Origin of the sequence: Bacillus sp. SDLI1, from assembly GCF_001553895.1 — a bacterium.
Classification (GTDB): Bacteria; Bacillota; Bacilli; order Bacillales; family Bacillaceae; genus Bacillus; species Bacillus siamensis.
On the sequence record NZ_CP013950.1, the window covers coordinates 1,013,462 to 1,027,824 of the forward strand.

Consider the following 14,363-nt stretch of genomic DNA (forward strand, 5'->3'; position numbering starts at 1 on the left):
AACCTTAACTATTAACATAACACAACAAAAGTCATGAATCCGGAGGTGAAATTTTTCCCAAGAAAACAGCGTGAACGCACAAAAAACCCGAGCCGCAAGAGAGGCTCGGGGGATTGATGTTCACTCATTCGGCTGCGGTTCCTGATGGTGCTTTTGGTCTTCAGGGGGCCGTGTATTTCTCTCCATATCGCTTGTATCAGAACCCATGCCTTTCAGGAAAGAAAACAACAGCGTGACGGCCTTGTTGATTTCCGGGTCTTTTAAAGCGCGGACGATATCAAAATAACCCGTCTTTTTGCTGCTGTCCTTCTCCTCAACAGCCTTTGTGACGCCCGCGTTGATTTTGACGATAAACGGCTCAAGCTGTTTTACATCAAGCATGCCGAGGACGCCGGTTAACAGCAGGAGATTTTTCAGCATATTGGCCGTTTCCGGTGTATTCGCCTTTTTCACGAGGATATCCATCACTTTGTCGCCCTGGCCGAAAAGTCCGCGCAGAAGCGCCAAAACGCCGCGCTCATTCATGTGCTGAAGAATGTGCAAAGACTCCAAAATCGCGTCTTTATTTTGCAGAAGAGCCGTCTCAATCTCTTCTAAATCCTTTCTTCGTTTGTCTTCTTCCGTGACGGTCTGTTTTCGGATGGTACGGGTTGCTTTAGCCATTTTGCTGTTTCCCCCTTTTTACCGCGTCTCCCGGAAATACATAATCTTTTCGCGCCCATTTCCGCTCAACCTGGACACCGATCTGCGGCTGCGGGTTTCCGTAACGGAAATTGATTTTCGGAAGCGGATTAATGCCTTCTTTTTTCAAAATCTCCATCTTCGCTGAGGTTTCTTTATAGGCCGGTGTATCCGTATCCTTATCCGCATAGCTGCTTGTTAAAAGGTTAATGGCGGCATCTTTTGAATCGTTCATCGGCAGATAAACCTGTTTGCCCTTTACCCTGTTTGTAATGACGCATTTGACTTTCACATTTCCGTACGGTGATGTCAGACGGACAAGCGTCCCGTCTTCAAGCCCTCTTTCTTCAGCAAGTTCGGGTGAGACCTCCAGAAACACACTCGGTGTTTTTTCGGAAATTCCTTTTGACCGGTAAGTCAGGTTTCCTTCGTGAAAATGCTCAAGCAGCCGCCCGTTATTCACATGGAGATCATACTCTTCATCAAATTCTTTCGGCTCGGTCCACTGAACGGGATAAAGAACCGCTTTGCCGTCTGAAAACGGGAACTTTTCCGTAAATAAAAGCGGTGAATCGGTTCCGTCCGCTGCAACGGGCCATTGCAGTGAATTGTAGCCTTCGAGACGTTCGTAAGTGACGCCTGCGTAGAGCGGTGAAAGCATCGCCGCTTCTTCCATAATGTCTGCCGGATGTTCATAGTGCCAATCAGCGCCCAGCCGGTTGGCGATGTCTGTAATGATCTGCCAGTCAGGCTTTGAATCGCCCAGCGGTTCAAACACTTGGTAAAGGCGCTGCACCCTCCGTTCCGTATTCGTAAAAGTACCTTCTTTTTCAAGGCTCGGGCTTGCCGGGAGCACCACATCTGCGAACTCGGCCGTCCGCGAGAGAAAAATATCCTGCACAACGAAGAAATCAAGCTTTTCAAAGGCGGCATGAACATGGTTGATGTTGGAGTCGACAAGCCCCATCTCTTCTCCTTTTAAGTACATGGACTTCAGTTTTCCTGAGTGGATGCCTTCGATCATTTCATGATTTGTCATTCCGATTTCTTTCGGCAGGTCTGCTCCCCAGCCCTGTTCATACTTTTTGCGGGCTTTTTCATCCGTTACTTTTTCATAACCGGGGAAGCTGTCAGGCATGCTGCCGAAATCACTGGCTCCTTGCACGTTATTATGGCCCCGAAGCGGATATGAGCCTGCCCCGGGCTTGCCGTAATTTCCGGTCACAAGCAGCAGGTTGGAAATGGCCGTGCTCGTATCACTTCCTCCCATATGCTGGGTAACCCCCATTGCCCACAGCGCGCACACGCTGCCGGCTTCATGAATCATCCGCGCTATTTTGATTAAGGTCTCCTTGTCCACACCGGTATGTTTTTCCGCATATTCCATCGTGTAAGGTTCAAGGCTTTTCACGAATTCATCTAATCCGTTCACTCTTTCATTCAGAAATGCAGTATCCGCCAAATCGTGATCAAGCAGATACTTCGATACGGCATTCAGCCAGACAATATCCGATCCGGCACGCGGCTGTAAAAACACGTCGGAGCGCTCGGCCATTTCATGTTTTCTCAAGTCCGCCACGACGAGCTTCTGTCCGTGCAGCTTATGGGAACGTTTAATGCGTGTAGACAGAACGGGGTGAGACTCAGACGTATTTGAGCCGATAATCAGTACGATCTCAGCTTTTTCTATATCTGTAATCGATCCTGAATCGCCGCCGTATCCGACCGTTCTGAACAAACCGGCCGTAGCTGGAGACTGGCAGTAGCGTGAGCAGTTGTCGACATTATTTGTGCCGATCACGGCTCTGGCAAGCTTTTGCATCACGTATGATTCTTCATTCGTGCACTTGGAAGATGTGATAAAAGCAAGCGCGTCCGGGCCGAAATGTTCTTTTATATCGGTAAATTTATCGGCGATCAGCTGCAGCGCTTCATCCCATTCCGCCTCCCGAAACGAATCCCCTTCCCGTATAAGCGGTTTGGTAAGGCGCTTTTCACTATTGACGAAATCCCAGCCGAATTTCCCTTTTACACACGTCGAAATTCCGTTTGCGGGCGCCTCGGCCTGAGGTTCTACCTTTAAAATGTCTCTTCCTTTCGTCCATATATCAAAACTGCAGCCGACACCGCAGTATGTGCATACGGTTTTCGTCTTTTTGATTCTTTCATCACGCATGGCCGATTCCATGTCCGATATGGCTAAAATCGAGCCGTAGCCGGTTTCGACGCCTTTTGTGATGTCAATCATCGGCCGAAGCGTCTCTTCATTGATGCCTGTTAAATAGCCAGCTTCGCCTTCCATGCCTTTTTCCATCATGGCATTGCACGGACATACGGTTGAACAATGTCCGCAGGAAACACATGATGATTCATTGATCGGTACATCCTGATCCCAAATGACCCGCGGGCGTTTGCGCTCCCAATCGATGCTTAAAGTCTCGGTTACCTGTACGTCCTGACAGGCTTCGACGCAGCGTCCGCATAAGATGCACTGATCGGGATCATACCGGTAAAACGGATTTGATTCATCTTTAGGATACGGTTTTTGATCGAACGGAATGCTTTGATGATTGATTTTCATTTCCTTTACGGTATTATGTACTTCGCAGCTCCCATTGTTGTAATCACAAACCGTGCAGTATAATTCATGGTTGTGCAGAATGTTGTCCATGCCGATAATCTGCGCTTTCTTCACATCGGACGAAAGCGTATCAATGACATCTCCGTCCTTTATTTGCGCGGAACATGAACGGACGAGTTCCCCGTTAACACTGACGATACAAGTATCGCACGTTTCAATCGGCCCGAGACTCGGATGATAGCACACGTGCGGCACGTCAATTGAACTATTGTTCAAAAGCTGCAAAACGGTTTGTCCGTCTGCGGCTTCCATTTCAACGCCATTGATTGTAACCTTCTTTGTATCAGCCATTTTCTTTTCCCCTTTCTATTCCCCTCTATACATCCTTTATGATTCCCAGCCCGCCTTTCACTAAAACATCCCGTTTAACTGAGGAAACATGCGGGTATGAGCGGTAAAAAGGAGGCATTCACATATGCTGAAGAAAAAAACACTCATCACGGGATTGTCGGCCGTGATGCTCACAGGCGGCGCATTCAGCGCAGAAGCAGTTTCAAATACACAGTCCGTTCATGCCGAAGCCGCTTCAAAAACGGAAGATCAACGTGCACAAGAACTGGTGAACAGCCTTTATCAATCAGCGTTTCAAGGGGAAATGCCGCAACAAGTGAAAGGCCTGAAAATCAACCAAAGCACAAGACAGGATGTTTACGATAAAATCGGCGAGCCGGAACAGAAAGCGGACAGCCGCAATCCATTTGATTTATACAGCTGGAACATGGGAAACCCCGGTTATGGATTTTCCTATCATAAAAACGGCAAAATCTCAGAAATCCGCTATTTCGGGACAGGGGTGGAGCGGCGTTTAAACCTCGGCAGCGTCACACCTGACGTTTTAAGTAAACAACTCGGCAGCGCTGACAAAATCCTGACAGTGCCGAAAACGGGCGAAACAGATTACGTCTACCATACGGGACAGTATGAGCTCCGCTTCGTCATCGGCAGTGATCAAAAGGCTGACCATGTCAACCTAAAAGAAAGATAATCCGAAAAAGCGGCCTCCCGGGCCGTTTTTTTCATAGACAGCTTCTCCGTCATTCCTTACAATACATGGGAGTACAAAAAAAGGGGAACAGTGTGAAGTGAACAGACATCGATTGACATACGGGGCATTGACCGTTTTTATCATCGCCCTCGGTTTACTATCCAGAACCGCCTGCATTACCAACCTATTGCCCGGCATGATAAACGCTTATTTAGGAGACGCCCTGTGGGCGGCAATGATTTTTACCGGATTCGGGTTTTTGTTTCGTAACATCCGGACGGAAACAGCCGCTATCCTGAGCCTCTCGTTTTGCTGTCTGATTGAATGCAGCCAGCTGTATCATGCGCCGTGGATTGACGCGATCAGAAGCAGCACGCTCGGCGGGCTGATCCTCGGCTGGCAATTTGTCTGGAGCGACATTTTCGCCTATACCCTCGCAGTATGCGCGGCAGCACTTTTAGAATGGGCCGTCAAAAGAAAACGCCGGCTCTCTTCATAATCGGAGCACGCCGCCGATATGAAGGGATAAGGAGGTGGAAGTTATGGATATCCCTGCGTTATCAATCGCTATGCACCAGGCATCTCTGGCGCAGAATGTAAATATCGCCTTAACAAAAACGGTCATGCAGAATGCCCAAGCCGCTGCGGAAGAAACCGTAAAAATGCTGCCGGCCCAGCACCCGACTGCCGGCCATTCCATTGATGTGAAAGTGTAAAAAAAGATGCCGGATGATAACCGGCATCTTTTTTCTGCCCGGGAGTACGCACATCATACCGGGCATACAGGAATATGGTAAACGGAATAATGTACGATTCTTTTTATCATGAATACACAGCCGAGAGCCATGAACGGGTGCCGTATCATTATCCGCGGCCGTATATCCCGTTCTATCCTTGGTATTAATATTTGAAAAGAAATGACCGCAGAAAGGGGAGCTTCCCCTTTTCGCTATTCAACTTTGACGGACAGGATATACGGGAGGGATTGAACTTTCTCCATCACCGCGGCTTTTCCGCTTTTGCTTTTCACCCTTCCCTTCACTTCAAGCACCGCCTTATTCAATTCATAGGACGTGATGAGAATTCCCTTTGCTTCAAGCGAAGTTAAAATTTCATGCATAACGGCTTTCTCCTCAATCTGGAAACTGACAGACAGAGAATGCGCCGCCGGTTTAAACAGAAAATTTAAAAGTTCAAGCCCGATTAACGCCAATATCGTGCCGCTGATCCCGATGACATACATCCCCGCCCCGATCGTCAGCCCGATCCCGGACGTGGCCCAAATCCCCGCGGCTGTCGTAAGCCCCCGCACGACATGCCGCTGCAAAATAATCGTGCCGGCCCCTAAAAATCCGACGCCGCTGACGACCTGCGCCGCCACCCGGCTCGGGTCAAAGGACGTATGGCTGTTGGATAACAAATCAAAAAAACCATATTTGGAAACAATCATCATCAAGGCGCTGCCGACGGCCACTAGAAAATGCGTCCTCAAACCGGCCTCCTTCGCCCTGAATTCTCTCTCCAATCCAATCAGGGCCCCAAGCAGCCCCGCAACCGCCAGACGAATCACAAAATCAAGTTCCATCCGTCTCTCTCCTTTCCTTATCTTCTTACCCGCTTTTACAACCCAATCATGCTGTGTATCTTTTTTAAAAATGCACCGACTAATTGACATAAGGAGGTTTTATGAAATATATTCTGTGGTTTTTTATATTATTGTTATTTAGCTTATTTATTTTGGGAGGATATAAAGCATCCGTTTCTAACCCGGATTTCCCGGTGCCATTATTCGCTATGCACAGCAAAACAAAGGAATATGAAAAAGGAAAATACGTTTCAAACTATACATACCGTTTCGCTAAAGAAGAAGAAGGTCCGAGCGGTTTATACCAATTGGAAATAGCCGAAAAAGGCTGGAAACTTAAAAATCAGGAAGGACTTATCAGAACCTATGAAAAGCGAGGGGAACGTGTTTCACTTTTTTTCGGTACGGGGGAAATAAGCGTCATGGAAGAATGAGGCGAACACCTTTCTGATCCAAAAATGCCGCCTCCGATGAGAAAATCATTATAAAAACAAAAGCGCAACTGAAAAAGGATAAGCACCTCATAAAAAAAGCCCTCTTTTTAAAAAGAGGGCTGCAGAAGGAAACAGATAATTATTTATTTATCTAAAGTGTACTCACTCACATTAAAAGTAAGAATGTTCCCAAAAACAATATGGTCCCTTCTATTTTGAAAAGGCCCTATATTATTATAGTGCTTCTCGATAACATATCTAGATAAGCCTATTCCAGAACTTTTTTGATCATACCATCTGATAAAATCTTTAATCTCTTCCATTGAAAGGTCAAATTCTTTCTCAAGGCCTGTGGTCATTGTAACAAGAAGAATTGCCCGATTACTGGCGGGCTGTTTATTTGGTGGTTCCTCAGGATTCTTTGGTTCTCCATCTTTATCCTCTTCGGTTTTTACCGGAGTAAGAGCATGCAGATATTCTAATGCATATCCAGACGGCGTTAGACCGCCAAAAAGATAAAGATTGTCTCCAACTGCGGCTATTCTGGCATCATATCTTTCAAAAGGATAGGGTTTTTCTACGCTAATTTCATCTTTAATTGGATCATATACTTTTGTTAAAGGCTCAATCACACTTGGACTTTTTCTACCGCCAATAATGTAAATCTTATTATTAAGGACAGCCGTCGAAGTATTTTGCAAAGGTCCTAAAAATTTTTTACGATTCCATCTATCCAAACCAGGATCATATTCGTAAATATATTCGTTTAGATCGCTTCTGATATGTCCTTGAACTACTTCTTTAGTTTGCCCGCCAACTAAATAAATCTTTCCGTTAAAAACTTCAGTTTCTGTTGCATATATATTAATTGGGGGCGCTTTTTTAACACTCCAAGTTTTGGATAAAGTATCAAAAGCATAATGTTGCGAATGAGCAGCATCGGTGTCGAATCCCCCAATCAAATAAATTGTATCGTTAATAACAGCGGCTGATGCATGGCAAGTCGGGGTCGGAATATCAGGTGCACTTCCCCATGTATTTGTTTTAGTATCATAAACATCTACAGAGCTGTAAACATTTGCTCCCTTATAACCGCCCAATACATAAATATAATCACCTATCACTGCTGTGCATGAACCTACCCTGGGCGTGGGTATATCTAATCCTTGCGTCCATTTTTGACTTATGGTGTCAAAACTATAATTTTTGTTATATTTTTGATTACGTGCACCTCCTAATACATAAATGGAGTTACCCACAACTGCTGATTCAAAAGCATAATTAGGTTCAATCATATCAAATAATCTTGTCCACTTGTCATATTTCTCTGCCAATTTATTCATTCCTCTCATCTTTGTGATAATTCTCATTTATAGATGGCGATCGTATGACAAGAGATTCATTTAACTAAGCAATCTAAGATCACTTACTTTCAATCAAAGAAATATTGAAAAAGCCTCTCGATTTAAAAGTGATTTGGTTTTCACTTCTCGGTTATTGGCCAGCAGTTTACTAAAAACTTAGTACATAAGAGTAATATAGAATAACACCTCTCGATGAATCCTTAATGAAGCTCATAATAGCTTCTATCAAAGGCATTTCACATTAAAATAAAGATAACTCTCAATCCAACTGCATCCCTCAAACAGAATGTCCGGCAATCACCTCAAAAAACGAGGTGAAATCTGTCAGTATCCCGTCATCCGCCAGCTGTTTTTCTTCAAATAACGCGCGGTTTTTTCCGACCGGGTCAATGGCCATAATCTTGCCCGCACCTGCTTTTTTCGCCGCTGTGAGCCCGGAAAAGGCATCTTCAATGACTAGGCACTCTTCAGGTTTAAGGCCTAATTTTTCCGATGCAATGATAAAAATATCCGGCGCCGGCTTTCCGGGGAAGCTGCCGTCATCAAACGTGACTTTGTCAAAATCAAACCACTTCCCCAAATGAAAAACGTCAAAGTAAAACTCGACATTTTCCTTTACCGTAGCCGTGGCGATGGTCATTGGCATTCCTGACTTTTTCAGATGGTTCAAGACGCCGGTCAGGCCCTTCGTCAGCTTTAACTCAGCTTTGTTTTCAAGGCATAATTCTCTGTAGTAGGCTTCTTTTTCAAAAGACATCTTCTCGATTTCTTCATTTGTTAAATCGCCGGAAATAAAATGTGTCAGGATTTCACTGTTTGTTCTTCCGTGAATGTTAACGAAAATGTCTTCATCGGAAATCGCTTTCGGAGAGTATTTTTTCACCATGTAAAACCACGCTTTTTCGTGGAGATGTGAATCTTGAAACATCGTGCCGTTGAAATCAAAAATAACCCCTTTCATCGAACCGCCTCCCCTTTTTATTTTTTTGCGATTTTGACATCCACATATTGCTCATAATGAATCTGAACATCTTTCATCACTTTATCATCCGTGATCAAATAATCCATATCGTGTAAGTTGTAGAACACGTAAAAATCTTCCCGGTTGAATTTTTTATTGTCCGCCAGCAAAAATTTCGTCCGCGAATTATTCAGCGCGATTTGATGGGCTTCTCCTTCTTCAATGCTGTAAGAAGAAATCTCATCATTATGTATGCCGTTTGCGCTGATGAAGGCTTTCGTAAAATTGAATTTCTGCAGGTTGCCGTTCACAATGGGCCCGACGAATGCACCGGTGTTTTTTCGGAAGTCGCCGCCGATCAGGATGGTATCCGCAGTGTCGCCATGCTTTAAAATATCAAACACGGGGTAGTTGTTGGTGATAATCCGGATTCTCTTATGCAGCAGGTGTTTTGCTAAAAGTTCAATTGTCGTGCCCGGTCCTAAAAAAACGGTATCACCGTCATTTACATATGAAGCCGCGAGTTCCGCGATTTTCCCCTTCTCCTCCATTTGAACATCCAGTTTTTCATTATGCGATAATTCGTGGTCAATAGAATAAGAAATGCTCTGTGCGCCTCCGTGAATACGCACGATTTTTCCGGCCTTATCCAGCTCATCCAGATCTCTTCTTACCGTCATATCAGAAACTTCCAATTCATCGATAATATCACTCACCGTAATAAACCCCCGCGAGTTTACGATATCGATGATTTTTAAAAGGCGCTCTTTTTTTAACATGCTCAATCATCCCCTCAACTTTACACACAATCTAACACACCGCGGCACTCCGGTCAACAAAAACAAACATTAACAAACAACATTATCAACATATAAAACATTGAAAAACTTGTTTCATCCTTGTAAACACAGCTATTATTTCCTTATGAAGCTATTGACAACAAAAATGTATGCGTTTACTATTAAACAAAAGATAACATTTACAAACATTAACAAACTTCAATTCACACATTGGCGAAGGAGGATTCAGTAATGCTCAAATTACCTCATGACTTTATTTTCGGCGGGGCGACTGCGGCATACCAAGCGGAAGGCGCCACAAAAGAAGGCGGCAAAGGGCCTGTAGCCTGGGATGAATTTCTTGAAAAACAGGGAAGATTCAGCCCAGATCCGGCAAGTGATTTTTACCGGCAGTTTCCGGAAGATATCAAACTATGTGAGAAATTCGGAATAAACGGCATCCGCCTTTCTATAGCATGGACGAGAATTTTTCCTGACGGCACGGGCGAAATCAATCAGGAAGGCGTTGATTACTATCATCGTATTTTCTCAGAGTGCCAAAAACGCAGCGTCACCCCTTTTGTCACGCTTCATCATTTCGATACGCCGAAAAGATTATTTGATCAGGGAGATTTTCTCAACCGCGACGCAATAGATGCGTTCGTCAGGTATGCGGAGTTTTGCTTTAAAGAATTCAGCGAAATCCGATATTGGAGCACGTTTAACGAAATCTATCCCACAGCCACCAACCAGTATTTACTCGGCGTTTTTCCGCCATCTGTTAAAAGTGATATCACAAAAGTCATTCAATGCCTCCATCACATGATGGTGGCGCATGCGATGACCGTCAACCTCTTTAAAGAAGGCGGCTATCCGGGAGAAATCGGTGTCGTCCACTCACTGGAAACAAAATACCCCGCCAGTGACTCGGAAGAAGACCGACATGCCTGCTTTCTCGATGACGCGTTATCAGTGAGATTCCTCCTGGATGCCACCTACCTCGGCTATTATTCTGAGGAAACCATGCGTGCTCTGGATGAAATCTGTGAGGCGAACGGCGCTTCATACGAGTTTTCAGACAGCGATTTTGACGTGATGAAAAAAGCGTCAACACGCAATGATTATCTCGGCATCAATCATTACCAATGCCATTTCGTCAAAGCGTACGACGGAGAGACCGTTATTCACCATAACGGAACGGGCGATAAAGGCACTTCTGTCTATAAAGTAAAAGGGATCGGCGAAAGAATTTACAAAGAAGGCCTGAAACGGACCGATTGGGACTGGCTCATTTATCCTGAAGGCATGTATGACATGCTGATGCGCATCAAACGGGACTATCCGCAATATAACAAAATTTACATTACTGAAAACGGCATGGGCTATAAAGATGAATTTGAAGACGGCATCATTATGGATAAGGCAAGAATCGACTATTTAAAAGTATATTTAGAAGCCGTCAGCAAAGCGATTAGCGACGGGGTCAACGTAAAGGGATATTTCTTATGGTCCTTAATGGATTTATTTTCATGGACCAACGGCTACAACAAACGTTACGGTCTTTTTTACGTCGACTTCGACACCCAAAAACGGTATCCGAAAGAATCGGCCTACTGGTACAAACTTGTAAGTGAAACAAAAACAATCATTTAACGATCATACATGGTGAAAAGAATCTCTTTTCATCATGTGTGCCGTCTTTAGGAGGTTTTTTCATGACAAAGGAAGAATTGCAGATGCTCGGTTTTGAAATCGTCGCCTATGCCGGCGACGCCAGAAGCACTTTATTGAAAGTCCTGAAAGAAGTCCGTGCCGGAAACTTCGAAAACACAGAAGCAGCGTTAAAAAGCGCAGATGAAAATCTAACCCTCGCCCACAATGCGCAAACGAAAATGTTAGCTGAAGAAGCTGACGGCAAGGACATGGAATTAGGGTTTATTTTCGTTCACGGCCAGGACCATTTAATGACAACCCTTCTGCTCCGTGACCTTATTCAGGATTTTATAGAACTCTACCGAAGCCGCCGATAAGGAGTGGAAAAATGAACGGTATCATCAAGCAAATCGAAAAGGGAAAACCGTTTTTTGAAAAAATCTCAAGAAACATTTATTTAGGCGCGATCCGCGACGGCTTCTTAACGGCCATGCCTGTTATTTTATTCGCCAGCATTTTCATCCTCACCGCGGCTGTGCCGGAAGTGTTGGGTTTCACTTGGCCTAAAAGTGTTTCTGAATGGCTTTGGAAAGTTTATAACTATTCAATGGGCGCCCTCGGCCTGATTGTCGCGGCAACAACTGCGAAATGCCTGAGTGAATCAATGAACCGGAAAATGCCGAAAAACAAAGGGATCAATCCCGTTTCAGCGATGCTTGCTTCAGTCGTCGGGTTTCTCATTTTTAGCGTCACTCAAATCGACGGCGGATTCTCGACGGAATATCTCGGCACAAAAGGACTTTTAGCTGCTTTTGTATCCGCTTTCATAACAGTGAACGTATACAGATTCTGCGTTCTGAAAAATATTACGATTAAAATGCCGAAAGAAGTTCCGGGAACCATTTCACAAACATTTAAAGATGTTTTTCCGTTCGCCTTTTCCGTTTTGGCCATGGTGATCATTGATTTATTGATCAGGAATACGCTGAACGTATCGTTCGCTGAGGCTCTCTCCTCTCTCTTATCGCCGTTTTTTACCGCTGCAGACGGTTATCTTGGGATTTCTGTCATTTGGGGAATGATGGCGCTGTTCTGGTTTGTCGGCGTTCACGGGCCTTCTATTGTGGAGCCGGCCATCGCGGCTATTATTTACGCAAATGTGGAGGCGAACCTGCAGCTTCATAATGCCGGTGAGCAGGCGTCCAACGTGCTGACCGTCGGGCTCGGGAACTTCGTCGGCACTATGGGAGGAACCGGCGCAACCCTTGTTGTTCCGTTTATCTTTCTTCTTTTCGCGAAATCCAAGCAATTGAAAGCAGTCGGAAAAGCATCCGCGGTTCCGGTGTCTTTCGCAGTAAACGAACCTCTTCTCTTTGCTGCACCGATCATTTTAAATCCATATTTTTTCATTCCGTTTGTTGTAACGCCGATAGTGAATGTCTGTCTGTTTAAATTTTTCGTTGACGTCATCGGAATGAACAGTTTTATGTATGTTCTTCCGTGGGCTGCCCCCGCTCCCGTCGGCCTGATTCTGGGGACCGGGATGGGGCTTTCGGCTTTTGTTCTCACAGCTGTGTTAATCATTGTCGATTTCCTGATATACCTGCCATTCTGTAAAGCTTACGACAATGTATTAGCGGTGAAAGAAGCCCAACACACCGAATCTGAAACCGCGCCGCAAACATCCCGGGAGATACAGCCCGCAATGGCCGGCGCCTCAGAAGACGCGGCCTCCGTCATCAGCACAAATCTTCAGGAATCCTCATCTGCCTTGGAACACGGCACCAATGTGTTAGTGCTGTGCGCCGGAGCGGGAACGAGCGCCATGCTTGCCAACGCACTGACAGAAGGAGCCGAGGAATATAACGTGCCGATCACCGCCTCAGCAGGCGCCTACGGATCCCATTACGACATCATGAAAGACTTCGATATGATCATTTTGGCTCCGCAAGTCGGCTCTTATTACGATGACATTAAAGAAGATGCGGACCGCCTGCATGTGAAACTCATCGCAACAAAAGGAGCGGAATATATCAGCCTCACCAGAAATTCGCAAAAAGCCATTCAGTTCATACTGGAACATACCTCAAAATAAAATCGGAGGGTTATCATGGATGCCAAACGTTTGAAATCAAGATTTAAAGACGTTTTCCAGAGAAGTAACGGGGAACTGTTTTTCGCACCCGGCCGGATCAACCTGATCGGGGAACATACAGATTATATAGGCGGCCACGTTCTTCCCTGCGCGATTACGATCGGAACATATGCCGTCTGCGCAAAACGCGGAGATCACCAAATCCGGTTATACTCAGAAAACTTTCCGGACAGCGGCATTGTCTGCCTTGATCTCCACGACACAGCATACAAAAAAGAAGACGGCTGGACCAATTATCCAAAGGGAATGATCCGTTACCTTCTCCAAGCCGGCGGCCAAATAGACAGCGGAATGGATATTCTTTTTCACGGAACGATTCCAAACGGCGCCGGATTAAGTTCCTCCGCTTCTATCGAAATGTTAACCGGTGCCATTTTAAGAGAGTTATTCAGTCTGAATGTTTCCGATACTGAACTGGCACTTATCGGAAAAAGAGTCGAAAATGAATTTATCGGCGTGAATTCAGGCATTATGGATCAATTCGCAGTGCAAAAAGGCAAAAAGAACATGGCCATTCTTTTAAACTGCGATAAGCTTGAGCACGAAATGATTCCGGCTGCTTTTAACGGATATAAAATCGTCATCATGAATACGAACAAGCGCCGGGAGCTGGCAGCTTCAAAATATAATGAACGCCGCAGTGAATGTGATGAGGCTCTTTCAGAACTTCGGCAATATCGGAATATCGCATCACTTGCGGAATTAACGGCAGAAGAATTCAACAAACTCGAACACCTTCTCTCCCGTGAAACATTGCGCAAAAGAGCCCGTCACGGAATCAATGAAAACGAGCGGACCCTCTCAGCCGCGGAAGCTCTCAAATTGAATGATTTGAAAACGTTCGGGGAGCTGATGAACGCGTCCCACCGTTCATTACGCGATGATTATGAAGTGACCGGTGCCGAATTAGACGCGCTCGCTGAAGCAGCCTGGAAGGAAGGTGCGCTCGGGGCGCGGATGACGGGCGCGGGGTTCGGGGGGTGCGCCATAGCCATTGTGGAAAGCGGAGAAACCGCCGGCTTTATCCGGGCCGTTTCATCTCAATACCGCAGCAGGACGGGACTTGAAGCTTCTTTCTACATCGCGGATATAAGCGAAGGCGCTGCTGAATGGAGGGAGAAATAA

13 protein-coding genes and 1 pseudogene are annotated in these 14,363 nt (G+C 45.5%); 8 read left to right on the forward strand and 6 right to left on the reverse strand.

The window, feature by feature from the left end; translation table 11 throughout:
- Positions 1 to 120 precede the first annotated feature (120 nt).
- Positions 121 to 663, reverse strand: coding sequence for a helical membrane plugin domain-containing protein (locus tag AUL54_RS04475; protein WP_060963033.1), 543 nt, complete (start codon positions 661 to 663; stop codon positions 121 to 123).
- Positions 656 to 3,613 (reverse strand): formate dehydrogenase subunit alpha, encoded by a 2,958-nt coding sequence (fdhF, locus tag AUL54_RS04480; RefSeq protein ID WP_060963034.1) that lies wholly within the window; start codon positions 3,611 to 3,613, stop codon positions 656 to 658. Before fdhF ends, AUL54_RS04475 begins: the two co-directional genes overlap by 8 nt.
- 124 nt (positions 3,614 to 3,737) lie before the next feature.
- On the opposite strand from fdhF, the gene AUL54_RS04485 reads away from it, so the two are divergent.
- The 3 genes from AUL54_RS04485 (at position 3,738) to AUL54_RS20465 (ending at position 5,023) form a co-directional block, all read left to right on the forward strand.
- On the forward strand, positions 3,738 to 4,307 hold the full coding sequence (locus AUL54_RS04485) for a YjgB family protein (protein ID WP_060963035.1): 570 nt from the start codon (positions 3,738 to 3,740) through the stop codon (positions 4,305 to 4,307).
- A 97-nt stretch (positions 4,308 to 4,404) separates the two neighbouring features.
- Entirely contained in the window at positions 4,405 to 4,806 is a 402-nt protein-coding gene (locus AUL54_RS04490) for a ribosomal maturation YjgA family protein (RefSeq protein WP_060963036.1), read from the forward strand.
- A 43-nt stretch (positions 4,807 to 4,849) separates the two neighbouring features.
- On the forward strand, positions 4,850 to 5,023 hold the full coding sequence (locus tag AUL54_RS20465) for a YjfB family protein (protein WP_076983035.1): 174 nt from the start codon (positions 4,850 to 4,852) through the stop codon (positions 5,021 to 5,023).
- Between the two features lie 472 nt (positions 5,024 to 5,495).
- Here the strand turns inward: AUL54_RS20465 and AUL54_RS21905 are convergent.
- Positions 5,496 to 5,892: pseudogene (locus AUL54_RS21905) on the reverse strand (MgtC/SapB family protein); the annotation flags it as partial.
- 101 nt (positions 5,893 to 5,993) lie between these two features.
- Here AUL54_RS21905 and AUL54_RS04500 point away from each other — a divergent pair.
- Complete coding sequence (locus tag AUL54_RS04500) at positions 5,994 to 6,326, forward strand: hypothetical protein (RefSeq protein ID WP_060963037.1); 333 nt, start codon at positions 5,994 to 5,996, stop codon at positions 6,324 to 6,326.
- 143 nt (positions 6,327 to 6,469) lie between these two features.
- Here AUL54_RS04500 and AUL54_RS04505 read toward each other — a convergent pair whose 3' ends face one another.
- The 3 genes from AUL54_RS04505 to AUL54_RS04515 all read right to left on the reverse strand — a co-directional run bounded on the left by AUL54_RS04505 (position 6,470) and on the right by AUL54_RS04515 (position 9,430).
- On the reverse strand, positions 6,470 to 7,669 hold the full coding sequence (locus tag AUL54_RS04505; protein ID WP_235588399.1) for a Kelch repeat-containing protein: 1,200 nt from the start codon (positions 7,667 to 7,669) through the stop codon (positions 6,470 to 6,472).
- Positions 7,670 to 7,967: 298 nt separating this feature from the next.
- Entirely contained in the window at positions 7,968 to 8,651 is a 684-nt protein-coding gene (locus AUL54_RS04510) for an HAD family hydrolase (RefSeq protein WP_060963038.1), read from the reverse strand.
- A 17-nt stretch (positions 8,652 to 8,668) separates the two neighbouring features.
- Positions 8,669 to 9,430, reverse strand: a complete 762-nt coding sequence (locus AUL54_RS04515; RefSeq protein WP_045925377.1) for a DeoR/GlpR family DNA-binding transcription regulator — start codon at positions 9,428 to 9,430, stop codon at positions 8,669 to 8,671.
- A 252-nt stretch (positions 9,431 to 9,682) separates the two neighbouring features.
- Here AUL54_RS04515 and lacG point away from each other — a divergent pair, with 252 nt between their 5' ends.
- From lacG to AUL54_RS04535, 4 genes are all read left to right on the forward strand, one after another.
- Positions 9,683 to 11,083 (forward strand): 6-phospho-beta-galactosidase, encoded by a 1,401-nt coding sequence (gene lacG, locus AUL54_RS04520; RefSeq protein ID WP_060963039.1) that lies wholly within the window; start codon positions 9,683 to 9,685, stop codon positions 11,081 to 11,083.
- Positions 11,084 to 11,145: 62 nt separating this feature from the next.
- Positions 11,146 to 11,460, forward strand: a complete 315-nt coding sequence (locus AUL54_RS04525) for a PTS sugar transporter subunit IIA (RefSeq protein WP_007407323.1) — start codon at positions 11,146 to 11,148, stop codon at positions 11,458 to 11,460.
- An 11-nt stretch (positions 11,461 to 11,471) separates the two neighbouring features.
- Positions 11,472 to 13,178, forward strand: coding sequence for a PTS lactose transporter subunit IIBC (locus AUL54_RS04530; protein WP_060963040.1), 1,707 nt, complete (start codon positions 11,472 to 11,474; stop codon positions 13,176 to 13,178).
- A gap of 15 nt (positions 13,179 to 13,193) precedes the next feature.
- Positions 13,194 to 14,363 (forward strand): galactokinase, encoded by a 1,170-nt coding sequence (locus tag AUL54_RS04535; RefSeq protein WP_060963041.1) that lies wholly within the window; start codon positions 13,194 to 13,196, stop codon positions 14,361 to 14,363.

Bases quoted from the DNA above. Each gene is read 5' to 3' on its own strand.
- AUL54_RS04475 (WP_060963033.1), bottom strand. From the start codon at position 663: ATGGCTAAAGCAACCCGTACCATCCGAAAACAGACCGTCACGGAAGAA.
- fdhF (WP_060963034.1), bottom strand. From the start codon at position 3,613: ATGGCTGATACAAAGAAGGTTACAATCAATGGCGTTGAAATGGAAGCC.
- AUL54_RS04485 (WP_060963035.1), top strand. From the start codon at position 3,738: ATGCTGAAGAAAAAAACACTCATCACGGGATTGTCGGCCGTGATGCTC.
- AUL54_RS20465 (WP_076983035.1), top strand. From the start codon at position 4,850: ATGGATATCCCTGCGTTATCAATCGCTATGCACCAGGCATCTCTGGCG.
- AUL54_RS04500 (WP_060963037.1), top strand. From the start codon at position 5,994: ATGAAATATATTCTGTGGTTTTTTATATTATTGTTATTTAGCTTATTT.
- AUL54_RS04505 (WP_235588399.1), bottom strand. From the start codon at position 7,669: ATGAATAAATTGGCAGAGAAATATGACAAGTGGACAAGATTATTTGAT.
- AUL54_RS04510 (WP_060963038.1), bottom strand. From the start codon at position 8,651: ATGAAAGGGGTTATTTTTGATTTCAACGGCACGATGTTTCAAGATTCA.
- AUL54_RS04515 (WP_045925377.1), bottom strand. From the start codon at position 9,430: ATGTTAAAAAAAGAGCGCCTTTTAAAAATCATCGATATCGTAAACTCG.
- lacG (WP_060963039.1), top strand. From the start codon at position 9,683: ATGCTCAAATTACCTCATGACTTTATTTTCGGCGGGGCGACTGCGGCA.
- AUL54_RS04525 (WP_007407323.1), top strand. From the start codon at position 11,146: ATGACAAAGGAAGAATTGCAGATGCTCGGTTTTGAAATCGTCGCCTAT.
- AUL54_RS04530 (WP_060963040.1), top strand. From the start codon at position 11,472: ATGAACGGTATCATCAAGCAAATCGAAAAGGGAAAACCGTTTTTTGAA.
- AUL54_RS04535 (WP_060963041.1), top strand. From the start codon at position 13,194: ATGGATGCCAAACGTTTGAAATCAAGATTTAAAGACGTTTTCCAGAGA.